26 protein-coding genes and 1 pseudogene are annotated in these 25,496 nt (G+C 70.6%); 22 read left to right on the top strand and 5 right to left on the bottom strand.

The genetic code is table 11. The features are described 5' to 3' along the window. The first annotated feature begins 128 nt into the window (after positions 1 to 128). From ACFYWX_RS21205 to prcA, 4 genes and pseudogenes are all read left to right on the top strand, one after another. A complete protein-coding gene (locus ACFYWX_RS21205; protein WP_389147815.1) occupies positions 129 to 347 on the top strand; it encodes a ubiquitin-like protein Pup in 219 nt (72 codons plus the stop codon). Positions 348 to 461: 114 nt separating this feature from the next. Beyond that, a pseudogene (locus ACFYWX_RS21200) lies at positions 462 to 975 on the top strand (endonuclease VII domain-containing protein). Then, positions 927 to 1,772: a proteasome subunit beta gene (prcB, locus tag ACFYWX_RS21195; protein ID WP_389425596.1), complete on the top strand. Its 846-nt coding sequence runs from the start codon at positions 927 to 929 to the stop codon at positions 1,770 to 1,772. Before ACFYWX_RS21200 ends, prcB begins: the two are co-directional and overlap by 49 nt. A 60-nt stretch (positions 1,773 to 1,832) precedes the next feature. Then, positions 1,833 to 2,591: a proteasome subunit alpha gene (prcA, locus tag ACFYWX_RS21190; protein ID WP_389425595.1), complete on the top strand. Its 759-nt coding sequence runs from the start codon at positions 1,833 to 1,835 to the stop codon at positions 2,589 to 2,591. A gap of 338 nt (positions 2,592 to 2,929) precedes the next feature. Here prcA and ACFYWX_RS21185 read toward each other — a convergent pair whose 3' ends face one another. Next, positions 2,930 to 3,946 (bottom strand): LacI family DNA-binding transcriptional regulator, encoded by a 1,017-nt coding sequence (locus ACFYWX_RS21185; RefSeq protein WP_389425594.1) that lies wholly within the window; start codon positions 3,944 to 3,946, stop codon positions 2,930 to 2,932. A 121-nt stretch (positions 3,947 to 4,067) separates the two neighbouring features. Between ACFYWX_RS21185 and ACFYWX_RS21180 the strand changes: the two genes are divergently transcribed. From ACFYWX_RS21180 to ACFYWX_RS21105, 16 genes are all read left to right on the top strand, one after another. After that, positions 4,068 to 5,327 (top strand): MFS transporter, encoded by a 1,260-nt coding sequence (locus ACFYWX_RS21180; protein WP_389425593.1) that lies wholly within the window; start codon positions 4,068 to 4,070, stop codon positions 5,325 to 5,327. A gap of 9 nt (positions 5,328 to 5,336) precedes the next feature. Further along, complete coding sequence (pafA, locus tag ACFYWX_RS21175) at positions 5,337 to 6,698, top strand: Pup--protein ligase (RefSeq protein ID WP_028801611.1); 1,362 nt, start codon at positions 5,337 to 5,339, stop codon at positions 6,696 to 6,698. A 129-nt stretch (positions 6,699 to 6,827) separates the two neighbouring features. Next, positions 6,828 to 7,838 (top strand): FKBP-type peptidyl-prolyl cis-trans isomerase, encoded by a 1,011-nt coding sequence (locus tag ACFYWX_RS21170; RefSeq protein WP_389425592.1) that lies wholly within the window; start codon positions 6,828 to 6,830, stop codon positions 7,836 to 7,838. A gap of 60 nt (positions 7,839 to 7,898) precedes the next feature. Next, complete coding sequence (locus ACFYWX_RS21165) at positions 7,899 to 8,270, top strand: FKBP-type peptidyl-prolyl cis-trans isomerase (RefSeq protein WP_142150777.1); 372 nt, start codon at positions 7,899 to 7,901, stop codon at positions 8,268 to 8,270. Between the two features lie 130 nt (positions 8,271 to 8,400). Further along, positions 8,401 to 9,354 (top strand): helix-turn-helix transcriptional regulator, encoded by a 954-nt coding sequence (locus ACFYWX_RS21160; protein ID WP_389425591.1) that lies wholly within the window; start codon positions 8,401 to 8,403, stop codon positions 9,352 to 9,354. An 18-nt stretch (positions 9,355 to 9,372) separates the two neighbouring features. After that, positions 9,373 to 10,449 carry a helix-turn-helix transcriptional regulator gene (locus ACFYWX_RS21155; RefSeq protein WP_389425590.1) on the top strand — a complete coding sequence of 359 codons (1,077 nt, stop codon included), beginning with the start codon at positions 9,373 to 9,375 and terminating at the stop codon, positions 10,447 to 10,449. After that, entirely contained in the window at positions 10,446 to 10,736 is a 291-nt protein-coding gene (locus tag ACFYWX_RS21150) for a hypothetical protein (RefSeq protein WP_389425589.1), read from the top strand. The genes ACFYWX_RS21155 and ACFYWX_RS21150 overlap by 4 nt, the downstream gene beginning before the upstream one ends. A 20-nt stretch (positions 10,737 to 10,756) precedes the next feature. Next, positions 10,757 to 10,951 carry a hypothetical protein gene (locus ACFYWX_RS21145; RefSeq protein ID WP_389425588.1) on the top strand — a complete coding sequence of 65 codons (195 nt, stop codon included), beginning with the start codon at positions 10,757 to 10,759 and terminating at the stop codon, positions 10,949 to 10,951. Between the two features lie 259 nt (positions 10,952 to 11,210). Further along, positions 11,211 to 11,498: a Sec-independent protein translocase subunit TatA gene (gene tatA, locus ACFYWX_RS21140; protein ID WP_133929367.1), complete on the top strand. Its 288-nt coding sequence runs from the start codon at positions 11,211 to 11,213 to the stop codon at positions 11,496 to 11,498. 47 nt (positions 11,499 to 11,545) lie between these two features. Then, positions 11,546 to 12,505, top strand: a complete 960-nt coding sequence (gene tatC / locus ACFYWX_RS21135; protein WP_389425587.1) for a twin-arginine translocase subunit TatC — start codon at positions 11,546 to 11,548, stop codon at positions 12,503 to 12,505. 187 nt (positions 12,506 to 12,692) lie between these two features. Next, complete coding sequence (locus ACFYWX_RS21130) at positions 12,693 to 15,548, top strand: DEAD/DEAH box helicase (protein WP_389425586.1); 2,856 nt, start codon at positions 12,693 to 12,695, stop codon at positions 15,546 to 15,548. Between the two features lie 340 nt (positions 15,549 to 15,888). Continuing rightward, positions 15,889 to 17,523: an ATP-binding protein gene (locus ACFYWX_RS21125; protein WP_389425585.1), complete on the top strand. Its 1,635-nt coding sequence runs from the start codon at positions 15,889 to 15,891 to the stop codon at positions 17,521 to 17,523. Beyond that, positions 17,520 to 17,927 (top strand): roadblock/LC7 domain-containing protein, encoded by a 408-nt coding sequence (locus ACFYWX_RS21120; protein ID WP_389425584.1) that lies wholly within the window; start codon positions 17,520 to 17,522, stop codon positions 17,925 to 17,927. Before ACFYWX_RS21125 ends, ACFYWX_RS21120 begins: the two co-directional genes overlap by 4 nt. Next, complete coding sequence (locus ACFYWX_RS21115) at positions 17,924 to 18,319, top strand: DUF742 domain-containing protein (protein WP_389425583.1); 396 nt, start codon at positions 17,924 to 17,926, stop codon at positions 18,317 to 18,319. The genes ACFYWX_RS21120 and ACFYWX_RS21115 overlap by 4 nt, the downstream gene beginning before the upstream one ends. Further along, complete coding sequence (locus ACFYWX_RS21110; RefSeq protein ID WP_389425582.1) at positions 18,300 to 18,920, top strand: ATP/GTP-binding protein; 621 nt, start codon at positions 18,300 to 18,302, stop codon at positions 18,918 to 18,920. Before ACFYWX_RS21115 ends, ACFYWX_RS21110 begins: the two co-directional genes overlap by 20 nt. Before the next feature lie 49 nt (positions 18,921 to 18,969). Beyond that, a complete protein-coding gene (locus tag ACFYWX_RS21105) occupies positions 18,970 to 20,493 on the top strand; it encodes a cytochrome P450 (RefSeq protein ID WP_389425581.1) in 1,524 nt (507 codons plus the stop codon). Here the strand turns inward: ACFYWX_RS21105 and ACFYWX_RS21100 are convergent. Further along, on the bottom strand, positions 20,487 to 21,437 hold the full coding sequence (locus ACFYWX_RS21100; protein WP_389425580.1) for an RluA family pseudouridine synthase: 951 nt from the start codon (positions 21,435 to 21,437) through the stop codon (positions 20,487 to 20,489). The two genes, ACFYWX_RS21105 and ACFYWX_RS21100, sit on opposite strands and share 7 nt — an antisense overlap. Before the next feature lie 86 nt (positions 21,438 to 21,523). On the opposite strand from ACFYWX_RS21100, the gene ACFYWX_RS21095 reads away from it, so the two are divergent. Continuing rightward, positions 21,524 to 22,105 carry a GNAT family N-acetyltransferase gene (locus ACFYWX_RS21095; protein ID WP_389425579.1) on the top strand — a complete coding sequence of 194 codons (582 nt, stop codon included), beginning with the start codon at positions 21,524 to 21,526 and terminating at the stop codon, positions 22,103 to 22,105. A gap of 1 nt (position 22,106) precedes the next feature. Here the strand turns inward: ACFYWX_RS21095 and ACFYWX_RS21090 are convergent, their stop codons facing one another. Then, positions 22,107 to 22,607: a GNAT family N-acetyltransferase gene (locus ACFYWX_RS21090; protein ID WP_389425578.1), complete on the bottom strand. Its 501-nt coding sequence runs from the start codon at positions 22,605 to 22,607 to the stop codon at positions 22,107 to 22,109. Between the two features lie 59 nt (positions 22,608 to 22,666). Then, positions 22,667 to 23,602 carry a LysR family transcriptional regulator gene (locus ACFYWX_RS21085; RefSeq protein WP_389425577.1) on the bottom strand — a complete coding sequence of 312 codons (936 nt, stop codon included), beginning with the start codon at positions 23,600 to 23,602 and terminating at the stop codon, positions 22,667 to 22,669. A 70-nt stretch (positions 23,603 to 23,672) separates the two neighbouring features. On the opposite strand from ACFYWX_RS21085, the gene ACFYWX_RS21080 reads away from it, so the two are divergent. Then, entirely contained in the window at positions 23,673 to 24,824 is a 1,152-nt protein-coding gene (locus ACFYWX_RS21080; RefSeq protein WP_389425576.1) for a TDT family transporter, read from the top strand. On the opposite strand, the gene ACFYWX_RS21075 is transcribed toward ACFYWX_RS21080, so the two are convergent. Next, a complete protein-coding gene (locus tag ACFYWX_RS21075) occupies positions 24,736 to 25,455 on the bottom strand; it encodes a helical backbone metal receptor (RefSeq protein ID WP_389425575.1) in 720 nt (239 codons plus the stop codon). The genes ACFYWX_RS21080 and ACFYWX_RS21075 overlap by 89 nt on opposite strands. Positions 25,456 to 25,496: the final 41 nt, after the last annotated feature.

The raw sequence follows: 25,496 nt of genomic DNA, 5'->3' as shown, positions 1-25,496 counted from the left end.
GAATTGGCCCCCGTACGTTATGGAACTGCGGGGCCGATGTCAGACCCGGCTTGTAGGGTCTGATCATCACCGATCGGCAGGAAAGCCGACCTGTCGACCATGTCGGGCAACTGAGCGGGGTGAGGGTTATGGCGACCAAGGACACCGGCGGCGGCCAGCAGAAGGCGACGCGGTCCACCGAGGAGGTCGAGGAGCAGGCGCAGGAAGCGCAAGGCTCGGAGGACCTCAAGGAGCGCCAGGAGAAGCTGAGCGACGACGTGGACTCTGTCCTGGACGAGATCGACGACGTACTCGAGGAGAACGCAGAGGACTTCGTTCGAAGCTTCGTTCAGAAAGGCGGCGAGTAGCCTTCGAATCGAAGGTATCGGGGGGTTCGAGGGTTGGCGCGTGAAGCAAGGGCGCGGCGCTGCTCAAGGTGCAAGAACCACAAGCCTCGAGCAGCGTTCGCAAGCAACAAGCCGATGCGTGATGGTTTGCAGGCCTACTGTCGGGAGTGCGCGGCCGCGTACCACCAGGCACGGCAGGTAGCCAAGGGGGTGCAACGTTCGACCGAGGGTCGATGTGCCCGAGGGGCACACGTACTGCCGAACGTGCGGTGAGATCAAGCCGCATAGTGAGTGGACGCGGAATCGCAGTGCCTCAGACGGTCTCGTGACGCTCTGCAAGTCGTGCACGGCGGTGAAGGGGCGCCAAGGGCATCTCAAGCGCAACCACGGCCTCACCGAAGCCGAGCGTGACGGAATGCTCGCCTCTCAAAAGGGGCTCTGCGTGATCTGCCTGAATGCTCCTGCGGTACATGTGGATCACTGCCACAAGACGGGTAAGGTCCGTGGCGTACTGTGCTTCAACTGTAATTCGGCCATCGGCAAGTTGGGAGACGACCCCGACGCTGTTCGTCGGGCAGCCGCCTACCTGGAGGGAACTTCGTGGAAGCCAACACTCGTAGCACCGGGCGTCTACCAGCTGCCTTCCTGACGCCTGGGTCGTCGTCCTTCATGGACTTCCTGTCCGACCACCAGCCGGAGATGCTCCCGGGCAACCGGCAGCTCCCGCCCACCCAGGGCGTGATCGAGGCACCGCACGGCACGACGATCGTCGCCGTGTCGTTCCCGGGCGGTGTGGTCCTCGCCGGTGACCGGCGAGCCACGATGGGCAACGTCATCGCGCAGCGGGACATCGAGAAGGTCTTCCCGGCGGACGAGTACTCGGCCGTCGGTATCGCCGGCACCGCGGGTCTGGCCGTCGAGATGGTCAAGCTGTTTCAGCTGGAGCTGGAGCACTTCGAGAAGGTCGAGGGCGCCCAGCTGTCCCTGGAGGGCAAGGCGAACCGGCTGTCGACCATGATTCGCTCCAACCTGGGCATGGCGATGCAGGGTCTGGCCGTGGTCCCGCTCTTCGCGGGGTACGACGTGGACCGCGACAAGGGCCGGATCTTCTCCTACGACGTGACGGGCGGCCGCTCCGAGGAGCGGGGCTACGCGGCCACGGGCTCCGGCTCGATCTTCGCGCGCGGCGCCATGAAGAAGCTCTTCCGTGACGACCTGAGCGAGGCCGAGGCCACGACCCTTGTGGTGCAGGCGCTCTATGACGCGGCAGACGACGACTCGGCGACCGGTGGTCCCGATGTCGCCCGCCGGATCTACCCGATCGTCACCGTGATCACCGACGACGGCTTCCGCCGTCTCACCGAGGACGAGTCCTCCGAGATCGCCCGCTCGATCCTGGCGCGGCGTCTCGAGCAGCCCGACGGTCCGCGGGCCGCGCTGCTGTAGCCGGCCGGTCTCTCTTGCCAAGGTGATCCAGTGACTTCCACAGAAAGGGACGGATAACCGGTGTCGACGCCGTTCTATGTCTCACCCCAGCAGGCGATGGCCGACCGCGCGGAGTACGCCCGCAAGGGCATCGCCCGTGGCCGCAGCCTGGTTGTGCTGCAGTACGCCGACGGCATCGTCTTCGTCGGCGAGAACCCCTCCCGCGCGCTGCACAAGTTCAGCGAGATCTACGACCGGATCGGCTTCGCCGCGGCCGGCAAGTACAACGAGTACGAGAACCTGCGGATCGGCGGCGTCCGCTACGCCGACCTGCGCGGTTACACCTACGACCGTGACGACGTGACCGCGCGCGGTCTGGCCAACGTCTATGCCCAGACGCTGGGCACGATCTTCTCCTCGGCCGGCGAGAAGCCGTACGAGGTGGAGCTGGTCGTGGCCGAGGTCGGTGAGACGCCGGACGGCGACCAGATCTACCGGCTGCCGCACGACGGGTCGATCGTGGACGAGCACGGCTCGGTCGCGGTCGGCGGCAACGCCGAGCAGATCAGCAGCTACCTCGACCAGCAGCATCAGGACGGCATGAGCCTCGCCGAGGCCCTGAAGCTGGCCGTTCAGGCGCTGTCGCGCGAGCCGAACGGCGGCGAGCGGGAGATCCCCGCCGAGCGCCTGGAGGTCGCGGTCCTCGACCGCACCCGCCCCCAGCAGCGCAAGTTCAAGCGCATCGTCGGCCGCCAGCTCGGTCGCCTGTTGGAGAGCGGTGGCGCCGCGACGGAGGCGGAGAGCTCCGACGAGAACGACGAGAACACCGAGGACGAGTAGACCCACCTCACCCTGCCCTGTACCTGCGCCCCGGCCGAGGAAACGGCCGGGGCGCAGGGCGTTTCTGGGGCGCGGTGTGGTGCGGGGCGCGTCCCAGGAGCCTGGGCGGGGCTTTGCGGGGCTCCGTGGGGCGGGGCAGGGCACAAGGGCCCTCTCGGGCGGCTGGGCGGGGCTGTGGAGTGGCCTGAGGCCCATGCGGAGGTACCTGGAGCCCTCCGGACCCCGTCGGCGTACGGGGTGCCCTCCGGCCTGGCGAAGAGGGTGCGCCGAGGCGTGGCCGGCCTACCGGGGCGCCCCCGCGTACCCGGGCGTCCGAGCATGTGGCGGCCCGCAGGGGCTCAGGAGGGGCTGGGCGGGGCCGTGGAGGCTCGTAGGACCAGCTCGACCGGGATGTCGCCGCCGGTGGGGGCGCGGGCCTCCAGGACCGCCAGGAGGGCCTGCATGCCGCGTTCGCCGAAGAGCTCCGCGTCGAGGCGGACGGTGGTGAGCTCGGGGTCGAGGGCGGTGGCCAGGGCGAGGTCGTCGACGCCGGTGACGGAGATGTCGTCCGGGATGCGCAGGCCGAGGCGGCGGATGGCCTTGTAGGCGCCGGCCGCCAGCTTGTCGTCGTCGCAGACCAGGGCGGTGGGGCGGGGGCCGGATGCGGTCAGGGCGGCCTCCGCGGCCGTGCGGGCGCCGTCGATGGAGATCGGGGCGTGAACCGTTCGCAAGGAGGTTCCCGGGACCGCGGCGAGTCGTTCGGCCAGCTCACGCGCGCGTACCTCGAAGGTCCAGGAGGCCACGTCGGCCGCGAGGTGCAGGAAGCTGCGGTGGCCCAGGCCCAGGAGGTGGTCGGCGACCTGTCGGGCGCCGTCGGCGATGTCGAGGTTGACCGTGGCCGCGCCGAGGCTGCCCTGGGGGTCGCTGTCGAGCATGACCAGCGGGAGCTGGTCGCCGCGGATGGCGGTGAGGGCGTCGGCGGCCATGGAGGAGGCGATGACGCCGTCGAGGGCCGCCTGGGCGGAGGCGAAGGGGTCGGGGGCGGGGCCGATGCCCTCGGGGGAGGGGTAGAGGACCACACCGAAGCCGTGGTCGGCGGCGACCCGCGCGGCGCCGGTGTAGACGCCGGCGAAGAACTCCGTCGTCAGGACGGGGACGACGAGCAGCACGGTCCGGGTGCGGCCCAGGCGGAGATTGCGCGCGGCCAGATTGGGGCGGTAGCCGAGCTCACGGGCCGCCTCCCGTACCCGCTCGGCCGTCGGCTCGGAGACCCGCCCGCGCCACTTGTCGCCCAGGACCAGGGAGACCGCGGCCTGGGAGACCCCCGCGGCCTGGGCCACGTCCCGGCTGGTGGGGCGGGTGCTACCTGGTGCCACCGTGGGCCTGCGCTTTCGTCTGGACTGGCGAACAGCGCACATGGTACGTATGAAGAGAGGGAGTTATACGTAAAACTTAGGGGCGGGCGCCGAGCCTCGGGAAGCCGACGGAGGGCAGTACATGGCCGCGGGATACCTGGAGATCCTCAGGGCGAGGCATGCCGTGCGGCTGCTCGTCGGCACCCTCGTGGGCCGGCTGCCCAACGCGACCGCCGCGATCGCGATCGTCCTGTTCGTGCGCGCGGAGGGCGGCACGTACAGCCTCGCGGGGGCCCTGGCGGCCGTCTACGGGGTCGCCAACGCCATCGGCCAGCCGGTGCTCGGGCGCCTGGTCGACCTGTGCGGACAGCCGCGCGTCCAGCTGCCCGCCGCCGCCGTGTCGGCCCTGGCGACGGCCGTGTTCGCCTTGTCGGGCACGGACCCGCTGCCCCTCGCCTACGCCGCGATCGGGGTGGCCGGCCTGTTCACGCCACCCCTGGAGGGCGGACTGCGGGCGCTGTGGCCCACCGTCCTGCGCAGGGAGGACCAGGTGCACACGGCGTACGCCATGGACGCGGTGGCCCAGGAAGTCATGTTCGCGGTCGGGCCCCTGCTGGTGACCCTGTGCATGGCGCTGTGGTCGGCGCAGGCCGCCCTGCTCGTGCTGAACGTCGTCGGGGTCCTCGGGGCGCTCTCCGTGGTCGTCTCGCCGCCCTCGCGCGCGTGGCGGTCGGCGCCGCGCGAGGCGCACTGGCTCGGGGCGCTGCGGTCGCCCGGGCTGCTGGCTCTCCTTGGCGCCTTCCTTTTCGTGGGGGTGGCGCTCGGCTCCATCACGGTCGCCTCCGTACCGTATGCGGACGACCACGGCGGCGACGCGGTGTACGGCTGGCTGATGGCGGGCGTGGGGCTGGGGGCGCTCGTCGGCGGCACGGTCTACGGCGCGCGGCAGTGGCCCGGCGCGCCGGAGCGGCGACTGCGGGTGCTGGTGGCGTTTCTGGCGGTGTGTTACCTGCCGCTGATGCTGATGCCGGGCGCGGTCGCCATGACGGCGTTGACGGCCCTCGCCGGTGTCTTCCTGGCGCCCTGCATCGCCTGTGCGTTCGTGATCGTCGACCGACACGCTCCGCGCGGAACGGTCACCGAGGCGTTCTCCTGGCTCGTGACGACGTTCACCGTGGGCGCGTCGGTCGGAACGGGCCTGGCTGGGCCCGTGGTCCAGGCCGGTGGCGCGCTGTGGGGGTTCGCGGTGCCGAGCATGGCGGGGGCCGTGTCGCTGCTGGTGTTGCTGGCCACCGGGCGGGTACTCGCAGCTCCCGCCGGGGGTCCGGTGGTTGCGGCTTCATCGGAAAATGATCCAAACCGTGCTGCCGAACCCCGTTTCAGTTCAGGGGATCGGGCGTAATGTTCAGTCATGGACCGCCGCATTTTCGGGCTGGAGAACGAGTACGGCGTCACGTGCACGTTCAGGGGACAGCGCCGCCTGTCTCCTGACGAGGTGGCGCGGTACCTCTTCCGCCGTGTCGTGTCATGGGGCCGCAGCAGTAATGTCTTTCTGCGGAACGGCGCCCGCCTCTATCTCGACGTGGGATCACATCCGGAATACGCGACACCCGAATGTGACAATGTGACCGAACTGGTCACCCACGACAAAGCTGGCGAGCGCATTCTCGAAGGACTCCTGGTGGACGCCGAACGACGCCTGCACGAGGAGGGAATCGCGGGCGACGTCTACCTCTTCAAGAACAACACGGACTCGGCGGGCAACTCATACGGTTGCCATGAAAACTATCTGGTGGCGCGGCACGGGGAGTTCTCCCGGCTCGCGGACATCCTCATTCCGTTCCTGGTCACAAGGCAACTGCTCTGTGGGGCCGGGAAAGTCCTGCAGACCCCGCGTGGCGCCGTGTACTGCGTGAGCCAGCGGGCCGAGCACATCTGGGAGGGCGTCTCCTCGGCGACGACCCGTTCCCGGCCGATCATCAACACGCGCGACGAGCCGCACGCGGACGCTGAGCGTTACCGCCGCCTGCACGTCATCGTGGGCGACTCGAACATGTCCGAGACGACCATGCTGCTGAAGGTCGGCGCGACCGACCTGGTGCTGCGCATGATCGAGGCGGGCACGGTGATGCGCGACCTCACTCTGGAGAACCCCATCCGGGCGATCCGCGAGGTCAGTCACGACATCACGGGCCGCCGAAAGGTGCGCCTGGCCAGCGGCCGGGAGGCCTCGGCGCTGGAGGTGCAGCGGGAGTACTACGAGAAGGCCGTGGACTTCTGCGAGCGCCGCGGTATCCGCACCGGCACGGTGGAGCAGGTGCTGGAGCTGTGGGGCCGCACGCTGGACGCGATCGAGGCCGAGGACCTCGACCGCATCGGCACCGAGATCGACTGGGTGATGAAGTACAAGCTCATCGAGCGCTACCGGGCCAAGCACAACATGACCATGTCGCATCCGCGCGTGGCGCAGATAGACCTCGCCTACCACGACATCCACCGTCGTCGTGGCCTGTACTACCTGCTGGAGAAGAAGGGTCAGGCCGCCCGGATCTGCAACGACTTGAAGATCTTCGAGGGCAAGTCGGTTCCGCCGCAGACCACTCGGGCGCGGCTGCGCGGTGACTTCATCCGCAGGGCCCAGGAACAGCGCCGGGACTTCACGGTCGACTGGGTGCACCTCAAGCTCAATGACCAGGCACAGCGCACCGTGTTGTGCAAGGACCCGTTCCGTTCGGTCGACGATCGCGTGGAGAAGCTCATCGCCGGAATGTGAGTGAACGCGTTCCGCGAGAACCTGTCGGAACGCAACACGGGCGCCGTACGTTTCCCGTACGGCGCCCTTCTCACGCCGTAGAGTTGCGCGCACGCCATCACAAGATCGACCGATTACGAGGCCCCCACCGTGCGCCGACGCTCTCTCATCCTTGCCGCCGTACCCGCAGGACTGGTCACTCTGGCCGGTTGCGGAGACGACAAGTCCGACTCGAGCAAGGCCAGCGACAGCGCGTCGCCGTCCCCATCCGCCGCGGAGACCTCGGCCGCGCCGCCGCCGAAGATCGTCGACGGTCCGCTGCCGGCCATCACGGCGGGCACCAAGCTGAACGAGAAGCCGACGGTGGCCAAGGGCAGCGGCGAGCCCTCCGACCAGCTCGCGGTGAAGACGGTGATCGCGGGCAACGGCCAGACGGTCGCGGAGAACGACTACATCCAGGCGAACTACCTGGGCCAGGTGTGGGCCAGCGGAAAGGTCTTCGACAACTCCTACGACCGCAAGACGCCGCTGGTCATCCAGCTCGCCGCGGGCAGCATCATCGACGGCTGGCGCTACGCCCTCACGGGGAAGAAGGTCGGCAGCCGGGTCGAGTTCTCCGTGCCGCCGACCTGGGGGTACGGCAAGAACGGCAACGCCCAGGCGGGGATCAAGGGCACCGACACGCTGGTGTTCGTGGTCGACCTGCAGAACACCTTCAGCGCCAAGAGCTCGGCCAAGGGCACCGACACCGCCCAGGACGACGCGGATCTGCCCAAGGTCGGCACGAACACCGACGGCAAGGCGCCCTCCATCGAGGTGCCCAAGGCCGACCCGCCGAAGAAGCTCGTGGCGAACTACGTCATCGAGGGCGACGGCGAAGAGGTGAAGGCGGAGAGCAGCGTCCTCGTCCAGTACAAGGGCGTGCTGTGGGACAGCGGCAAGGAGTTCGACTCCACGTACAGCCGCAAGGCGCTGACGTCGTTCTCCCTGCAGCAGGTCGTCAAGGGCTGGGCGCAGGGTCTGACCGGAAAGAAGGTCGGCAGCCGGGTCCTCATCGTCATCCCGCCGGACCTGGGCTACGGCGACAACCCGCCGGCCGGCAGCGGCATCAGCAAGGACTCGACACTGGTCTTCAGCGTGGACATCCTCGCCAAGATGTGATCGCCCGGAGATGTAAGACTGTGCTTGTTGCCTTTCCGCAAAGAAGCAGGAGCTGAAGACGTGAGCATCGAGAAGCCCGAGATCGACTTCCCGGGTGGCGAGCCCCCGGCCGACCTCGAGATCAAGGACATCTGGGAGGGCGACGGAGCGGTGGCGCAGGCGGGTCAGACCGTCACCGTCCACTACGTGGGTGTCGCCTTCAGCACGGGTGAGGAGTTCGACGCCAGCTGGAACCGTGGCACCCCGTTCCGCTTCCCGCTGGGCGGCGGCCGTGTCATCAAGGGCTGGGACCAGGGCGTGCAGGGCATGAAGGTCGGCGGCCGCCGCCAGCTGACCATCCCCGCCCACCTCGCCTACGGCAACCAGAGCCCCACCCCGGCGATCAAGCCCGGCGAGACGCTGATCTTCGTCGTGGACCTGCTCGGAGTCTGATCGTCACCCGACCGGACCCGACCACCTGGGGCCCATGCCTGTCCGGGCGTGGGCCCTCGGCTTTTGTCTCGGTACCGGGGAGCGGTACGGTCGTCGCTCGTAAGCACCATAGGGAAGGCGAAGGGCGTCGATGGCCATTGCCAAGGCAGAGCGGCTGATGAATCTGGCGCTGTGTCTGCTCGGGACCCGGCGGCCGCTGAGCAAGCGCGAGCTGCGTGAGTCCATCGAGGCCTATCTCGAAGCGGGCAGTGACGACTCCTTCAACCGGATGTTCGAGCGGGACAAGGACGACCTGCGCGAGCTGGGCCTGGTCATCGAGACCGTCGAGAACCTCGACGGCGAGGTCGGGTACATGGCCCGCCGGGACAGCAACCGTCTCCCGCCCATCACCCTTGACGCCGAGGAGGCCGCCGCCCTGGGGCTGGCCGCCAAGGTGTGGCAGCAGGCCCGGCTGGCCGGCGCCGCCAGCGGCGCTCTGCAGAAGCTGCGCGCGGCGGGACTGCCCGAGGACGTCGACCCCTATGAGGCGCACGGCGCGCTGGAGCCCCGTATCCCGGTGCACGAGGCCGCCTTCGAGCCGCTGATGCTGGCCTGTCGCGACCGGCGGCCGGTCGTCTTCGACTACCGCAAGGCCAACGCCGCCCAGCCCGAGCCCCGTCATGTGGAGCCCTGGGCGCTGGAGTGCTGGCGCGGCCACTGGTACCTGGCGGGCTGGGACCGCGACCGGGGCGCCGAGCGCGTGTTCCGGCTCTCCCGGATCACCGGCAAGGTACGTTCGCGCGGCGCCCGGGTCACCGCCGAGGTGCCCGACGTCGTCACTGTCCGTGAGACCGTCGCGAGTTGGGCGGGAGAGACCGCCGACCGCAGCGCGTTGATCCGGCTGCGTGCCGACGCCGGTTACCCCTTGCGGGCGAAAGCCACCGCGGTGCGGGAACTCGGGAACGGCTGGGACGAGTTGGAGATTCCGTACGGGCACGGCCTGGACGCGTGGCTGGTGGAGTTCGGGCCGGACGCGGTGGTCGTGGAGCCGGCGGAGCTGCGGGCGGACGTGGTGGACCGGCTACGGGCCGTGTCCAAAGGCTGAGGGGGAGCGGACAAGACAGTGGCAGGCAAACCGGTCAGGCCCGCGAACGCCATCGACCAGACCCGACGGATGCTCTCCCTGGTGACGTATCTCAGGGAGCGCCCCGGAGCCCGGATCGAGGACGTCGCGCGCGCCTTCGGGATCACCGAGGACGAACTGGTCTCGGACCTCGACGTGCTGCCCATGTGCGGCACCAGTTTCCGCGGGGGCGACCTGCTCGACATCGACACCGACGGCGAGCGCATCTGGTGGCACAACCCGGCCGCCCTCGCGGCCGAGGCGGCCGAGCCGCTGCGGCTGGCCGCCGACGAGGCGACCGCGCTGCTGGTGGCGGCCCGGGCCGTGTCGACCCTGCCGGGCCTGCGCGAGAGTGACCGGCAGGCCCTGCTGCGGGCCACCGCCAAGGTGGAGACGGCGGCCGGTGAGGCGGCCGGCGCCAGCGCCCGTCTGTCGGTGACGTTCGAGTCCGAGGGCGGCGTCTTCGCCGACGTGGACCGGGCGATCTCCGAGCGCCGCCGGCTGTGGATCCGCTACTACTCACCCGCCCGCGACGAGGTCACCGAGCGCGAGATCGACCCGATCCGCCTGGTCAGCGTCGGCCACACGTACGTGGAGGGCTGGTGCTACCGCTCCGAGGCGCGCCGCACCTTCCGCCTCGACCGGGTCGCCGAGATCAAGGTCCTCGACGAGCCGTCCGCGCCGCCGGAGATCGAGCTGCGGGACCTGTCGGAGGCGCTGGTGCAGCCCGCCGCCGAGGACCCGGAGGTGGTCGTCGAGGTGGGCCCGGGCGGGCGCTGGGTCGCCGAGTACTACCCGCACGACAGCGCGGATGAGCTTTCCGACGGCGGGCTGCGTATTTCCCTGCGCACCCCCGACCCCGCGTCGCTCAGGCGCCTGGCGCTGCGGCTCGGGCGCGACGGCCGGATCGTCTCGCCGCAGGACCTGGCCGACAGCGCCCGGCAGGCCGCCCGCGAGGCGCTTGCGGCGTACGACGGGGTCGAGGCGCAGGAGCCGTACGCCGGCCGCGAGGGGCCCGGCGAGCAGCGCGACGGTGAGCTGGACAGGCAGTTCGACAGGCAGGAGCAGGGGCTTTGAGCGAGTCGGCGTCGTCCGGTGTGGGTATGTCGGTGGCCTCCGCGTTCGCGGGGATGAGGAGCGTGGCTCCCGTGGTGTTCAAGGCCGGCTGCCCGGACTGCCGGGGCCGCTTCGAGCTCGCCGCGAGCGCCCTGCGCCTGGCCATCGGTGCCACGAGCCGCACCACCTTCTACTCCTTCACCTGCCCCGACTGCGGCGCGTCCGTCCGCAAGCCGGCCGGGGAGCGGGTCGTGGAGCTGCTCACCGGCGGCGGCGTCCGGACCCTGCGCCTGCACTCCACGCTGTAACAACGTCTAGGCTCGGCGTCATGTTCTGGCCGATGTTCGCGGTAGCTGTGGGTTTCCTGGGTCTCGCCGTTCTCGGTGTGCTCGCGGTGCGGGTCTTCGTGGAGGCACAACGGCTGGGGCGGCAGGTGACCGAATCCGCGCGGCGCATCAACAGGGCGGCGGAGGACCTGGAACGGGCGACGGTGGGCGCCGCCCGCGCTGTCGATTCCCTGTGATACCGGCCGCGGCCGGCTGTGAGTCCGGTGATCGATGCGTTTTGGGCCACTTCGCCCTGTCACCTTGACGGCCCCTCCAGGTACGCTGCTGATCGCGGCACGGAAAACGAGGCCCGTTCCGCTGACCGGGAGTACGCACGGGGATTGCCTCACGTTTACCCCTGAGCGTTACGATCGCTGCCAACACGATCGTTCGGACATTTGTCCGACCGGTCGGACAGCACCCCACCCAGCCGCCTCGGTGAGAAGGTAAAGACTTATGTTCGGAAGGCTCGGCGCCCCCGAGATCATTCTCATCCTCGTCGTCATCATCCTGCTGTTCGGCGCGAAGAAGCTTCCCGACATGGCTCGCTCGCTCGGCAAGTCCGCGCGCATCCTCAAGAGCGAGGCCAAGGCGATGAAGGACGAGGGCAGCAACTCCTCCACCCCGGCCGGCCCGCCCAACGACGGCGAGCAGCCCCCGGCTCAGCGCACCATCCAGGCCGCCCCCGGCGACGTGACCAGCTCGCGCCCGGTCTCCGAGCCGACGGACACGACCAAGCGCTGACGCAGGGCCGGTGACCTCCGGCCCGCCGCACGAGATGGGAACGTGGGTTGCTGAAGTCTGCCCGCCAGCAGGAGAAGGATCCGGAGGGGCGGATGCCCCTCGCGGAGCACCTTCGTGAGCTCCGCAACCGGCTCGCGAAGGCCATGCTGGCCATCGTCATCGTCACGGTGGTCGCCGCCTTCTTCTACAACGACATCATCAACTTCCTCACCAAGCCGATCCTCGACTCGGTCGGCTGTGGGAAGACATTCGAGGAGATCGCGAACCAGCTGAAGTCGGGCGACGCCACGAACAAGTGCGCGAGCATCACGATCAACGGTCTGCTCGCCCCCTTCACGCTGGCCCTCCAGGTCTCCCTGATGGCCGGTATCGTGTTCGCCTCGCCGGTCTGGCTCTACCAGCTGTGGGCCTTCGTCGCGCCCGGCCTGCACAAGCACGAGCGGAAGTACGCCTACGCGTTCGTCGGCGTGGGTGTCCCGCTCTTCCTCGGTGGCGGCTACTTCGCCTACAGCGTGCTGCCGACCACCGCGAAGGTGCTGATCGAATTCACCCCGGGCCGGGTCACCAACCTGCTGCCGCTGGACGACCTGCTGCAGCTGGTCACGCGCATGGTCGTGGTGTTCGGTCTCTCCTTCGAGCTGCCGCTCCTGTTGATCATGCTCAATCTCACCGGGATCATCACCGGCAAGCGCATGCTCGGCTGGTGGCGCGGCATGATCATGGGCATCACGGTCTTCGCGGCCGTCGCGACGCCCAGCACCGACCCGCTCTCCATGATGGCGCTCGCCGGACCGATCTGGGTGCTGTATTTCGGCGCGGTCGCCTTCTCGCTGGCCAACGACCGGCGCCGCAGCCGCCGCGATGCGTTGGGGCCCGCCGACGACGAAGCCTCCGAACTGGACCTCACCCCCGAGGACATCGGCGAGGTCGAGACCGTCTCGTCCAGCCGGGCACTGCCCGAGCAGGCGAGCACGGACCGGGTCAACGGCTACGACGACGTGACCTGAGACCGCCAACCCTCACCACTCACCGCGGATCGCGGCCGGGGCGCCCTCGTGGCGCCGTCGGCCGCTTTCGCGTCACGGGCGAGCGTGTTGGGGGAGCGCGCGCGGGGGCCCGCAGGCGCTCGCTGCGCTCTCGGCGCAGGGCCGTGAGCTGCGTGAACCCCCGGTCTCACAGCTATCGATCCGGATAATGATCGTCCTGTTGTCAGCGCGGCCCGGTACGCTCGAAAGCACGATGACAGAGGACCTCTCCCCGGCCGAGCGGTACGCGGCAGCCCGTAGGCGCGCTGCCGAGCAGGCCACCGCACTCGCGTCCTTCCGCGAGATGTACGACTTCGGCCTCGACCCCTTCCAGATCGAGGCCTGCCAGGCACTTGAGGCGGGCAAGGGCGTGCTGGTGGCCGCCCCCACCGGCTCGGGCAAGACGATCGTGGGCGAGTTCGCCGTGCATCTCGCCCTCCAGCAGGGCAAGAAGTGCTTCTACACGACGCCCATCAAGGCGCTGTCGAACCAGAAGTACGCCGACCTGTGCCGCCGTTACGGCAGCGACAAGGTCGGTCTGCTCACCGGCGACAACAGCGTCAACTCCGACGCGCCGGTGGTCGTGATGACCACCGAGGTGCTGAGGAACATGCTGTACGCGGGCTCGCAGACCCTCCTCGGCCTCGGTCACGTGGTCATGGACGAGGTGCACTACCTCTCCGACCGCTTCCGCGGCGCGGTCTGGGAAGAAGTGATCATTCACCTGCCCGAGTCGGTGACGCTCGTGTCGCTGTCGGCGACCGTGTCCAACGCCGAGGAGTTCGGCGACTGGCTCGACACCGTCCGCGGCGACACCGAGGTGATCGTCTCCGAGCACCGGCCCGTTCCGCTGTTCCAGCACGTGCTCGCCGGGCGCCGGATGTACGACCTGTTCGAGGAGGGCGAGGGCCACAAGAAGGCCGTCAACCCCGATCTCGCGCGCCTGGCCCGCATGGAGGCCAGCCGCCCGTCGTACCAGGACCGCCGGCGCGGCCGCGCGATGCGCGAGGCCGACCGCGAGCGTGAGCGCAGGCAGCGCTCACGCGTGTGGACGCCGAGCCGGCCCGAGGTCATCGAACGGCTCGACGCCGAGGGCCTGCTGCCCGCCATCACGTTCATCTTCAGCCGCGCCGCCTGCGAGGCCGCCGTCGAACAGTGCCTGTATGCCGGGCTGCGGCTCAACGACGACGAGGCACGCGAGAAGGTGCGCGCGCTCGTCGAGGAGCGCACCGCCTCCATCCCGTCCGAGGACCTGCACGTCCTCGGTTACTACGAGTGGCTGGAGGGCCTGGAGCGCGGCATCGCCGCCCACCACGCGGGCATGCTGCCGACGTTCAAGGAGGTCGTCGAGGAACTCTTCGTACGCGGCCTGGTCAAGGCCGTGTTCGCGACCGAGACGCTCGCGCTGGGCATCAACATGCCCGCCCGCTCCGTGGTGTTGGAGAAGCTCGTCAAGTGGAACGGCGAGCAGCACGCCGACATCACCCCTGGTGAGTACACCCAGTTGACCGGGCGTGCCGGACGGCGCGGCATCGACGTCGAGGGCCACGCCGTGGTCCTGTGGCAGCGCGCGATGAACCCCGACCACCTCGCCGGGCTCGCCGGGACGCGTACCTATCCGCTGCGCTCCAGCTTCAAGCCGTCGTACAACATGGCGGTCAACCTGGTCGAGCAGTTCGGCCGGCACCGCTCGCGCGAGCTGCTGGAGACGTCCTTCGCGCAGTTCCAGGCCGACAAGTCGGTCGTCGGGATCTCCCGGCAGGTGCAGCGCAACGAGGAGGGCCTCGAGGGCTACAAGGCCTCGATGACCTGTCATCTGGGCGACTTCGACGCGTACGCGCTGCTGCGCCGCGAGCTCAAGGACCGCGAGACCGAGCTGGCCCGGCAGGGTGCCAGCGAGCGGCGCGCCGAGGCCGCCGTCGCGCTGGAGAAGCTGAAGCCCGGCGACGTCATCCATGTCCCGACCGGCAAGTACGCGGGTCTGGCGCTGGTGCTGGACCCGGGGCTGCCCGCGGGGCGCTCCAACGGACACCGCGGGTTCGAGCAGCACGACGGGCCGCGCCCGCTGGTGCTGACCGCCGAGCGGCAGGTCAAGCGGCTCGCGGCGATGGACTTCCCCGTGCCCGTCGAGCCGTTGGAGCGGATGCGGATCCCGAAGTCCTTCAACCCCCGTTCTCCGCAGTCCCGTCGGGACCTCGCCTCCGCGCTGCGCACCAAGGCCGGGCACATTCCGCCGGAGCGGGCCCGCAAGAAGCGGTCGCAGGCCGCCGACGACCGCGAGATCGCCCGGCTGCGTACGGCGATCCGGGCGCATCCGTGCCATGGGTGCAACGACCGGGAGGACCACGCGCGGTGGGCCGAGCGGTATCACCGGCTGCTGAGGGACACCTCGCAGCTGGAGCGGCGCATCGAGGGACGGACGAACACGATCGCCCGGACCTTCGACCGGATCGTGGCGCTGCTGACCGAGCTGGACTATCTGCGCGCCGACGAGGTCACCGAGCACGGCAAGCGGCTCGCGCGGCTGTACGGCGAGCTTGATCTGCTGGCCAGTGAGTGCCTGCGGGCCGGCGTCTGGGAGGGGCTTGCTCCCGCTGAACTGGCGGCGTGTGTCTCTGCTTTGGTGTACGAGGCGCGGGTCGCCGACGACGCGATGGCGCCGAAGCTGCCTTCCGGCAAGGCGAAGGCCGCGCTGGGGGAGATGGTGCGGATCTGGGGGCGGTTGGACGCGCTGGAAGAGGACTTCCGGATCAGCCAGACCGAGGGGGTCGGGCAGCGCGAGCCCGATCTCGGGTTTGCCTGGGCCGCGTACATGTGGGCGTCCGGGACGGGGCTTGACGAGGTGCTTCGGGAGGCGGAGATGCCTGCGGGGGACTTTGTGCGGTGGTGCAAGCAGGTGATCGATGTGCTCGGGCAGATTTCCGCGGCGGCGCCTTCGCGAGAGGGGTCGACCGTGGCGAAGGCCGCGCGCAAGGCTGTTGATCAGTTGCTGCGGGGAGTGGTCGCCTACTCGTCGGTGGGGTGATCTCCGGTCGGCGGGCGAGGAGGTTGTAGTCCCCTTACCGCAAAGCCGCTCACTCGTCAGGGTGGGCGGCTTTCGTATGCCTGTGTGCCATGACTCTGTGTATTCGAACGAAGGCGCTGAGTGTAAAACGGCCGAGCGTACTACTCGTGCGCGCCCCGTTTCAGGTGCTTGCCGAATATGACACAGCGTTGATCCGGTCGGACTAAGCTCGCCCGCAGCGCACCGAGTTGAGAGTATTCGTGCGTTTGTTCCCGAATCTTCCCGAAGATCCGGAGCGTTTGTATGACACACCCCCTGCAAGCTCCACCGATCCCCAGCCGACTCGTTTCAGAGGGCCCACATGGTGAGTGTTCAATCCCCACCCGTACGCCGTGAACTTCCCTACGCGCGCGTGCTGTTGTTCCCCGCGATACTGATGGCCGCGGCCACCGGGGCCGCCGTCGCCCTCGTGACGGGGCCGGCCCGGATCGCCGTCGGCGTGTGCGGAGCCGTGGCCACCGTCCTGGTGATCGCGACGGCGGCCGAGGCGGTGCGCCGAGGCCGACAGATGCGCAGGCTCCGCGCGGAGCACGCCCAGCACACCGCGTACTTCCAGCAGCGCATCGCCGCCCGTGAGTCGGAGAGTCACCTCCTCGGACACGAACTGCTGCCCAACGCGCTGCAGCGGATGCGCCGCGGGTTTTCACCCAGGGAGGTGATGCTGCAACTGCAGGAGTTCGAGCCCTCCTTCCAGGACCTGCCCGACGGGCACCGCGAGGTGATCAGGTCCGTCCTCGGGATCGTCGACGAGGAGGAGAACGTGCGCGACTCCGCGCTGAGCTCCTTCGTCAGCATCGCCCGCCGCGTCCAGGCGATCGTCCACCAGCAGGCCAAGGAACTCCGGGAGATGGAGGAGGACCACGGCCGCAACCCCGAGGTCTTCGACGACCTCCTGCGCATCGACCACGGCAATGCCCTGATCGGCCGTCTCGCCGACTCCGTCGCCGTGCTGGGCGGCGGCCGCCCCGGCCGCCAGTGGCCCGAGCCCGTGCCGCTGTACAGCGTGCTGCGCGGCGCCATGTCCCGGATCCTGGAGTACCCCCGCATCTCGCTGGACTCCATCGCCAAGGTCAACGTCCGTGGCATCTCCGTCGAGCCGGTCATCCACGCGGCCGCCGAACTCCTCGACAACGCCACCCGCTACTCGCCGCCGACGAGCAAGGTGCACGTCAACGCGACCGAGGTGCAGACCGGCATCGCGATCGAGATCGAGGACGCCGGCGTCAGCCTCACCGACGAGTCCCGCATCAAGGTCGAGGGCATGCTGGAGGCGGCCAAGGCCGGCGTCGCCATCCAGGACATGAACGACAGCACCCCGCGTCTCGGCCTCGCGATCGTCGGCCGCCTGTGCACGCAGTTCGACATGCAGTGCTCGCTGCGCGTCTCGGCGTACGGCGGTGTCCGCGCCGTCCTGGTCATCCCGAGCGTGATGCTCACCGACGCCCCGGCCTCCGGCTACGCCCACGGCATCGGCGCCACCTCCCTGCCCACGGTCGGCCCCGACGCGGTCGAGGGCCCCAAGCGCCGGCCGAAGAAGCGCCGCCCCACCAGCCCGAAGATCCCCGCCTCGGTGTCCATGGAGGACGAGATCCCCGAGGTCACCGAGTGGACCGACAAGGGCCTGCCGCAGCGCCGCAGCCGCATGAAGACCCCGCTCTCCCAGCGGTACGCCGAGATGGCCGAGGCCGAGCGGCTCGAGCGCGAGGGCAAGGAGGACATCTGGACCAAGCACCAGCGCAAGGCCGAAGAGCCCGAGCCCGAGGACGACGCCCCGCCCCCCGGCCTGTGGGTCGAGTCCTTCTGGGAGGGCCTCAAGAAGAACAACCCGGGCGTCCACCCCACCGACTTCACGCGCAACCCGACCGCGTACACGCACCTGCTCAAAGACTCGCCTCTTGGCAAGACCGACACCGATGACGAGGGGGACCTCAAGTGATCCAGCAGCGAGGCAACCTGGACTGGATTCTCAAGCAGCTCGACGACGGTGTGCCGGGCATCCACATGATCGTGGTGCTGTCGGCCGACGGACTGCGCATCGCCCGCTACGGGGGCGACCCCGACGCCGCCGACCGGGTCGCCGCGGCCTGCGCGGGCCTGCAGAGCCTGGCGAGCGCCGTCTCCGACGAGATCCCCACCGTCACCGGCGACATGAGCCTGGTCGTCATCGAGATGAAGGGCGGCTACTTCTACCTGATGTCGGCCGGCGCCAACGCCTACCTCGCGGTCCTCTCCGACGTGACGTGCGAGCCCGGCCGGATGGGCGAGATGATGCGCGACCTCGTCGTCCGCATCGGCAGCCACCTCACCAGCCCGCCCCGACGCAACGGGCAGACCGTATGACGCCTCCACAGCGCCAGCGGCGACAACCCGTCGAAGAGCCCCCGCCGCAGCCCCCCGAGGAGGGTGAGGGCAAACAGCCGGAGCGGCTCTACGTCATCACCGGCCCGGACGGCGAGCGCGCGCCCATGGACCTGGTGACGTTAATGGTGGCGCACGCCGACCCGCCCTCCTCCGTCACTCCCGAGCAGGCGGCCGTCCTGCGGCTGTGCGCCAACCCGCTGTCCGTGGCCGAGGTGTCCGCCTACCTCAAGCTGCCGTTCAGCGTGGTGACCGTGCTGCTCACCGAGATGCTGGCGACGGAACTGGTTTACGCGCGCGCCCCCATCGTCCGCCAGAAAATCCCCGACCGTTCCCTCCTCGAAGCGGTGATGCATGGACTTCAAAGGCTCTGACACCATCCCCGGCCCGCGGACCGAGGACCATCTGCCGCAGTCGACCCAGGCCGCGGCGAAGATCGTCATCGTGGGCGGCTTCGGAGTCGGCAAGACGACCATGGTCGGTTCGGTCAGCGAGATCAGGCCGCTGACCACCGAGGAGACCATGACGGAGGCCGGGATCGGGGTCGACGACAACTACGGCTCCGAATCCAAGACCGCCACCACCGTGGCCATGGACTTCGGCCGCATCCGCATCACCGAACAACTCGTGCTGTACCTCTTCGGCACCCCCGGCCAGGAACGCTTCTGGTTCCTGTGGAACGGGCTGTTCGAGGGCGCGCTCGGCGCGGTCGTCCTGCTCGACACCCGCCGTCTGGAGGTCAGCTTCGACGTCATGGGCCGGCTGGAGGAGCGCGGAGTGCCCTTCGTGGTCGCCGTCAACACCTTCCCCGACGGCCCCCATTACCCCGTCGAGGACCTCCGCGCGGCGCTCGACCTGCCGCCGGAGGTCCCGATCGTGGAGTGCGACGCCCGCCGCCGCGCCTCCAGCCGAGACGTCCTGATGACCCTGATGCGCTTCCTGCACTCCCTGGCGCTGTCCGGCAGCCTCACCTGAAACCCGTACGCCCTCCCCCAGATCCACTCAGCTTCGAAAGCGATTCCTCGTGACGCCTGAACACCACTCCTCGACCGGTACGGACGACCTCACTCTCGATCCGCCCCCCGGCTGCCCCGCCCACGACCGCGGCCCCGGTGGACTCAGGCGGCTCTACGGCCCCGAGGCGGAGGACCTGGGGGAGCTGTACGAGGAACTCCGCGACGAGCACGGGCCGGTGGCGCCCGCCCTGCTCCACGACGACGTGCCGATGTGGGTGGTCCTCGGCCACTCCGAGAACCTCCAGATGCTGCGCACGCCCTCGGTGTACACCCGCGACAGCCGCGTGTGGACCCCGCTGCGCGACGGCGCCGTGAAGCCCGACCACCCCCTCATGCCGCACATCGCCTGGCAGCCCATCTGCTCCCACGCCGAGGGCGACGAACACCTGCGGCTGCGCGGCGCGGTCCTCGGCGCCATGTCGACGATCGACCACCGCAGCGTGCGCCGCCACATCAACCGCTACACCCAGCTCCTGGTCAACGAGTTCTGCGAGAAGGGCCATGCCGACCTGGTCGGCCAGTTCGCCGAGCACCTGCCGATGGCCATCATGTGCGAGATCCTCGGCATGTCCGACGAGTACAACGACCGGCTCGTGCAGGCCGCCCGCGACGCGCTCAAGGGCACCGAGACCGCGATCGCCAGCCACGGCTACGTCATGGAGGCGCTGAGCCGGGCCGCCGCCCGCCGCCGCGCCCAACCCGGCGAGGACTTCACCAGCCACCTCATCGCCCACCCGGCCCGCCTCACCGACGACGAGGTCAGGGAGCACCTGCGCCTGGTGCTCTTCGCCGCCTACGAGGCCACCGTCAACCTCCTGTCCAACACCCTGCGCATGGTCCTCACCCACCCGGGCTTCGTCGCCCGGCTCAACGGCGGGCAGATGACCGTGGGGGAGGCCGTGGAGCAGACCCTGTGGGACGAACCGCCGTTCAGCGCGATCCTGGGCTACTTCGCCAAACAGGAGACGGAGTTGGGCGGCAAGCGCATCCGCAAGGGCGACGGACTGCTCTTCGCCCCCGCTCCGGGCAACATCGACCCCCGCGTACGGCCCGACCTGTCCGCCAGCATGATGGGCAACCGCTCCCACCTCGCCTTCGGCGCCGGACCGCACGAGTGCCCCGGCCAGGACATCGGCCGTGCCATCACCGAGGTCGGCGTCGACGCGCTGCTGATGCGGCTGCCGGACGTCCGGCTCGACTGCGACCAGGACGAGTTGCGCTGGACCACCTCGATCGCCTCGCGCCATCTGGTGGAGCTGCCGGCGCGGTTCGCGCCGCAGCCGCCGCAGGACATCATGCAGAAGCCGACCCACGGCGCGGCGGTCCCGCCGCCGCGCCCCGCCTGGCAGGTGACCACGGACCCGCAGCCGGCGCCCATCCCGGCACCGGCGTCCATGCCCATGCCGGTGTCCATGCCCGCACCGGCGCCCGCGCAGGTGGCCCCGCCGCAGCCCGTGCAGGCCGGGGACGCGGAGCCGGCCCGCAGGCCGGGCGCCTGGCGCCGCCTCGTGCGCTGGTGGCGCGGCTACTGACCGGACCAGGTCGCGTACGACGACCAGGCCCGCAGCGTCCGCCCGCTCCGGAAGCGGTGGGCCACCCCCGTGACCGGATCGGTGAACTCCAGCGCCCGCGCCAGCAGTTGCAGGGGGCGCCGGAAGTCACCGGCCGGCACGGGGTCGGTCACCACGGGATACAGCGGATCGCCGAGGATCGGCACGCCCAGCGCGTTCAGATGCACACGGAGCTGGTGGGTCTGCCCCGTGGCCGGCACCAGGCGGTAGTGCGCGAGGCCGTCCGCCCGATGCTCGATCAGCTCGACGCGGCTGACCGCGTTCGGCTCGCCCTCGACCTCGCGCGCGGTCAGTGTGCCGCGCTCCTTCACGATCCGGCTGCGCACGGTCCGGGGCAGGGCGAGCGCGGGATCGTACGGGGCGACGGCCTCGTACTCCTTGCGCACCCGCCGGTCGCGGAACAGCGTCTGGTAGGCGCCGCGTTCCTCGGGCCGCACCGTGAACAGCACGAGACCGGCGGTGAGCCGGTCCAGCCGGTGCGCCGCGCCGAGCGTGGGGATGACCAGCTCGCGGCGCAGCCGGGCGAGGGCGGTCTCGGTGACGTGGCCACCGCGCGGGGTGGTGGCCAGGAAGTGCGGCTTGTCGACGACGACGATGTGCTCGTCGCGGTGCACCACCTCAAGGGGGAACGGCACCGGCACCTCGGGGGGCAGCTCCCGGTGGAACCACACGAACATCCCCGGCACGTACGCCGCGTCCGGCGCCACCGCCCGCCCGTCCGCACCAACGACCAGCCCCGCGTCGAACATCGCGTCGACCACCCCGGGCCCCGCCCCCGTGAGCCTCTCCACCAGATGCTCCCGCACCGTGGCCCACGCCCCCTCCCCGGGCAACCGCACCCGCACCGGATCGATCCCGTCGCGCTGCGGCAGCGGGGAGGGCGGGGGAGGGGTACGACGTCTCATCAGGGCAAGCGTACGGCGCGGGCGGGGAGGCGTCCGGCATGGAAAAACCCGTTGGCCGGGGCCTGCTCCCTTGGCAGGATGCGGGCATGCCCTATCTCACCAGCCCGGTCCTGCCGCCGGGAACCCTCAACCGCGCCCCGCAGCCCGTGATACCGACCGGCGACGGACTGGTGCTGCGCCCGTGGCGGGCCGGGGACGCGCCCGCCGTGCACCGGGCCTTCCAGGACCCGCTCATGCACCAGTGGCACGTCCGCGCCGCCGAATCGGAGGACGAGGTCGCGGCCTGGATCGAGGGGTGGCGCAAGACCTGGGAAGGGGAGCGTGACGCCCAGTGGGCGGTGACCGACGCGGAGTCCGACCGGCTCCTGGGCCGGGTCGCGCTGCGCGAGATAGTGCTCGCCGACGGTGTCGCCGAGGTCGCCTACTGGACCGCTGCGGCGGCCCGCGGCCAGGGCGTCGCCGCGCGCGCCACGACCGCCCTCGCCGACTGGGCCCTCCACGAGATCGGCTTCCACCGCCTGGAGCTCATGCACGCCGTCGCCAACGAGGCCTCCTGCCGCGTCGCAGGCAAGACCGGCTTCGCCCTGGAGGGCGTCAAGCGCAGCGCCCTCCTCCACCCGGACGGCTGGCACGACATGCACCTGCACGCCCGGCTCCAGGGCGACTGAATCAGGCGGCGCGGGTCAGCACCAGGGTCGTGCTGCCGTCGTCCTCGGTGAGGGACCGGACGTGCTCGAAACCGATCTTGTCCAGCAGGGCCAGTGACGCCTTGTTCGCCGCGGCCACGGTGGCGTGCACCTCGGTCAGCCCCAGGGTGCCGAAGCCGTACGCGACGATCGCCTCCGCCACCTCGCGGCCCAGGCCGGACCCCCACGCCTCGGGGGCCAGGGCATAGACGATCTCATGGCCCTCGACCACATCGGTCCGCTTGATCTCGGCATGCCCGATCAGACGTCCGTCCCGACGAACGGCCCAGACGTCGAACAGATCCTTTGCGTACACCTTCGTGAAGACCCGCCCGAACAGGGCCCTGTCCTCCGCTTCGGAAGAGGGGCCGTCACCCATCCATCGGGACACCCTCGTGTCCTGGAACAGAGCGACGAAGCTCTCCTCGTCCTCGGGGACGTACCGCTCGAGGAGCAGACGCTTGGTACGCAGAGTCGAAGTCACGAGCGGCGACGCTACCGACGGGACACCCGGGCCTCCAACCACTTTTCCTGCCCGGGGGCCTATCCGCGCGTCAACGACAACAACTCCCGCGCCGGGCCGGTAGGCCGATGGCCCACCGGCCACACCGCGCGCAGGGAGCGGTGGAGCCGGACGCCGTCGAGGGGGATGCTCACCAGGCGGCGCATCGCCAGTTCCTCGCCGACGGCGAGTTCGCTCAGGACGGCCGGGCCCGCACCGCTGACCGCGGCGGCCTTGACGGCGGTGGTGGAGGAGAGCTCGATCAGGGGGCGGGCCAGTCCGCCGAGGGCGACGTCGAGGACCTGGCGGGTGCCGGAGCCCTTCTCGCGGAGGATGAGCGGGGTCGTGGCGAGCTCGTCGCCGGCCAGGGGGCGTCGGCGGCGGGCCCAGGGGTGGGCGGGGGCGGTGACGACGATCAGCCGGTCGTGGGCGATGACCGCGGAGTCGAGGCCCGGCGGCACGGTCAGCCCCTCGACGAAGCCCAGGTCCGCCTCGTCGGCCAGCAGCCGCTCCGCCACCGCCGCGGAGTTGCCCGCGAGCAGCGACACGGCCGTGTCGGGCCGCTGGGCGCGCAGCGCGAGGAGCCAGCCCGGCAGCAGGTACTCGGCGATGGTCATGCTCGCGGCCACCCGCAGCCGCGAGTCCCGTCGGTCCCGCAGCGCCTGCGCGCCCACGTCGAACGCCGCCGCCGCCTCGACGATCCGCCCCGCCCAGTCCGTCACCAGGGCACCCGCGTCGGTGAGCCGGGAGCCGCGCGGCGACCGGTCGACCAGGGCCACGCCCAACTGCCGTTCCATGGAGCGGATCCGGCTGCTCGCCGCCGGCTGGGTGATGCCGAGCTCGCGCGCGGCCCCGCCGAGACTGCCCAGCCGCGCCACCGCCAGCAGCAGTTCCAGCGCCCCGAGATCCGGCACCCGGTGCGCCAGCGAGCCCCCGGGCGCCGACCGGCCCTCCGCCTGCCCCTCCGTCTTGCCCATAAACACAGCTTATGCCCTCATAGGAACATCCTCCCTGGTCGTGTCCCCGGGCCCGGGGCACGGTGGACGCATGGTCACCGCCGCCCACCCCCTGCCGCGCGCCATGGCGGTCCGACACCTCGGACCCCACTGGTACGCCACCGTCATGGGCACCGCCGCCGTCGCCCTCGCCGGTACCGCGCTCCCCCTCCGCCTGCCCGCCCTGCGCACCGCCTGCACCGCGATCTGGGCCCTCTCCCTCGCCCTGCTGCTCGCCCTGCTCGCCGCCCGCGCCCTGCACTGGACCCACCACCGCGACCAGGCCCGCGCCCACCTCCTCGACCCGGCGACGGCTCCTTTCTACGGTTGCCTGTCCATGGCCCTGCTCGCGGTCGGCGGCGGCGCGCTCACCGTCGGCCGGGACTGGACCGGCACCCGAGCCGCGGTCGCCCTCGACGCCGTGCTGTTCACCGCCGGTACGGCCGTCGGGCTCGCGGCCGCCGTCGCCGTCCCCTACCTGATGGCCGTACGCCACCGCGTGGAGCCGGGGCAGGCGACGGCCGTGTGGCTGCTGCCGCTCGTCGCGCCCATGGTGTCTGCGGCCCTCGGGCCGCTGCTGGTGCCGCACCTGCCGCCCGGGCAGCCCCGGGAGACCCTGCTGTTCGCCTGCGTCGCGATGTTCGGGCTGAGTCTGCTCGCGACGCTGGTCACGCTGCCGGTGATCTACGCGCGGCTGCTCACCGGCGGACCGCTGCCTCTCGCGCTCACCCCGACCCTGTTCCTCGTCCTGGGCCCGCTCGGGCAGTCCACGACCGCCGTCGGCACCTTCGCGGACGTGGCGCCGGGTGTGGTCCCGGCGCCGTACAGCGACGGCTTCGGTGTGCTCGCGGTGCTGTACGGGGTGCCGGTCATGGGCTTCGCGCTGCTGTGGTTCTGCCTCGCCGCCGCCCATGTGCGGCGCGCCCGCCGGCACGGCATGGGCTTCGCGATGACGTGGTGGGCGTTCACCTTCCCGGTCGGCACCTGCGTCACCGGCGCCGCGGCGCTCGCCCGGCACACCGGTCTGGTGGCCTTCGAGGGGCTCGCGGTGGCGTTGTACGGCGTGCTGGTGGCGGCCTGGGTCACCGCGGCCGCGCACACCGCGCGCGGACTGCTCAGCGGTGAGCTGCTCGCAGGGCCGCCCCCAGTACCCGTGGCGCCTCGGCCAGTGACGGTCCGTACCACGTCAGGTGCCGTCCGCTGACAAGTGCGCAGCTCAGGCCGGGAAAGGCCTCCGGCCCGTCGTCGCCGGTGAAGCGGTACGGCTCGTCCGGCAGGACGACCAGGTCCGGCGCCGCCGCGCGCAGGGCAGCCGGCGGGATACGGGGGTAGCGCTCCTGGTGCCCGGCGTACAGGTGGTCGACGCCCAGGCGGGCCAGGACGTCACCGGCGAAGGTGTCCCGGCCCAGCACCATCCAGGGCCGGCGCCAGATCGGCACGACCGCCGTCCTGCGGGGCCGCGCCACCGGCGGCGCCGACCAGGCCTCCTCGGCCTCGTCCAGCCAGCGCGGCCGGGAGACGGCACCGCACGCCTCCAGCACCCGGGCCAGTTCCCGGAAGGCCTGCGGCACGTCGCGCACCTCGGTCAGCAGCACGGTCACGCCCGCCGCGCGCAGGGCGGCGAGGTCCGGCTCGCGGTTCTCCTCCTCGTTGGCGATCACCAGGTCCGGGGCGAGGGCGACGATCCGCTCGGGCTTCGGGTTCTTGGTGCCGCCGACGCGGGTGACGTCGAGGTCCTCCGGATGCGTGCACCAGTCCGTGGCACCGACGAGGACACCGGGCACGGACACCGCGACCGCCTCGGTCAGCGACGGCACCAGCGAGACGACTCTCATCCCGACCGCATCCCGGTCTCACCCGCCCTCACGTGGACCGC

Origin of the sequence: Streptomyces sp. NPDC002888 (genome assembly GCF_042888465.1) — a bacterium.
Taxonomy (GTDB): Bacteria; Actinomycetota; Actinomycetes; order Streptomycetales; family Streptomycetaceae; genus Streptomyces.
Note: the sequence above shows the minus strand (reverse complement) of the source record. Positions and strands in the feature narration are given on the sequence as shown.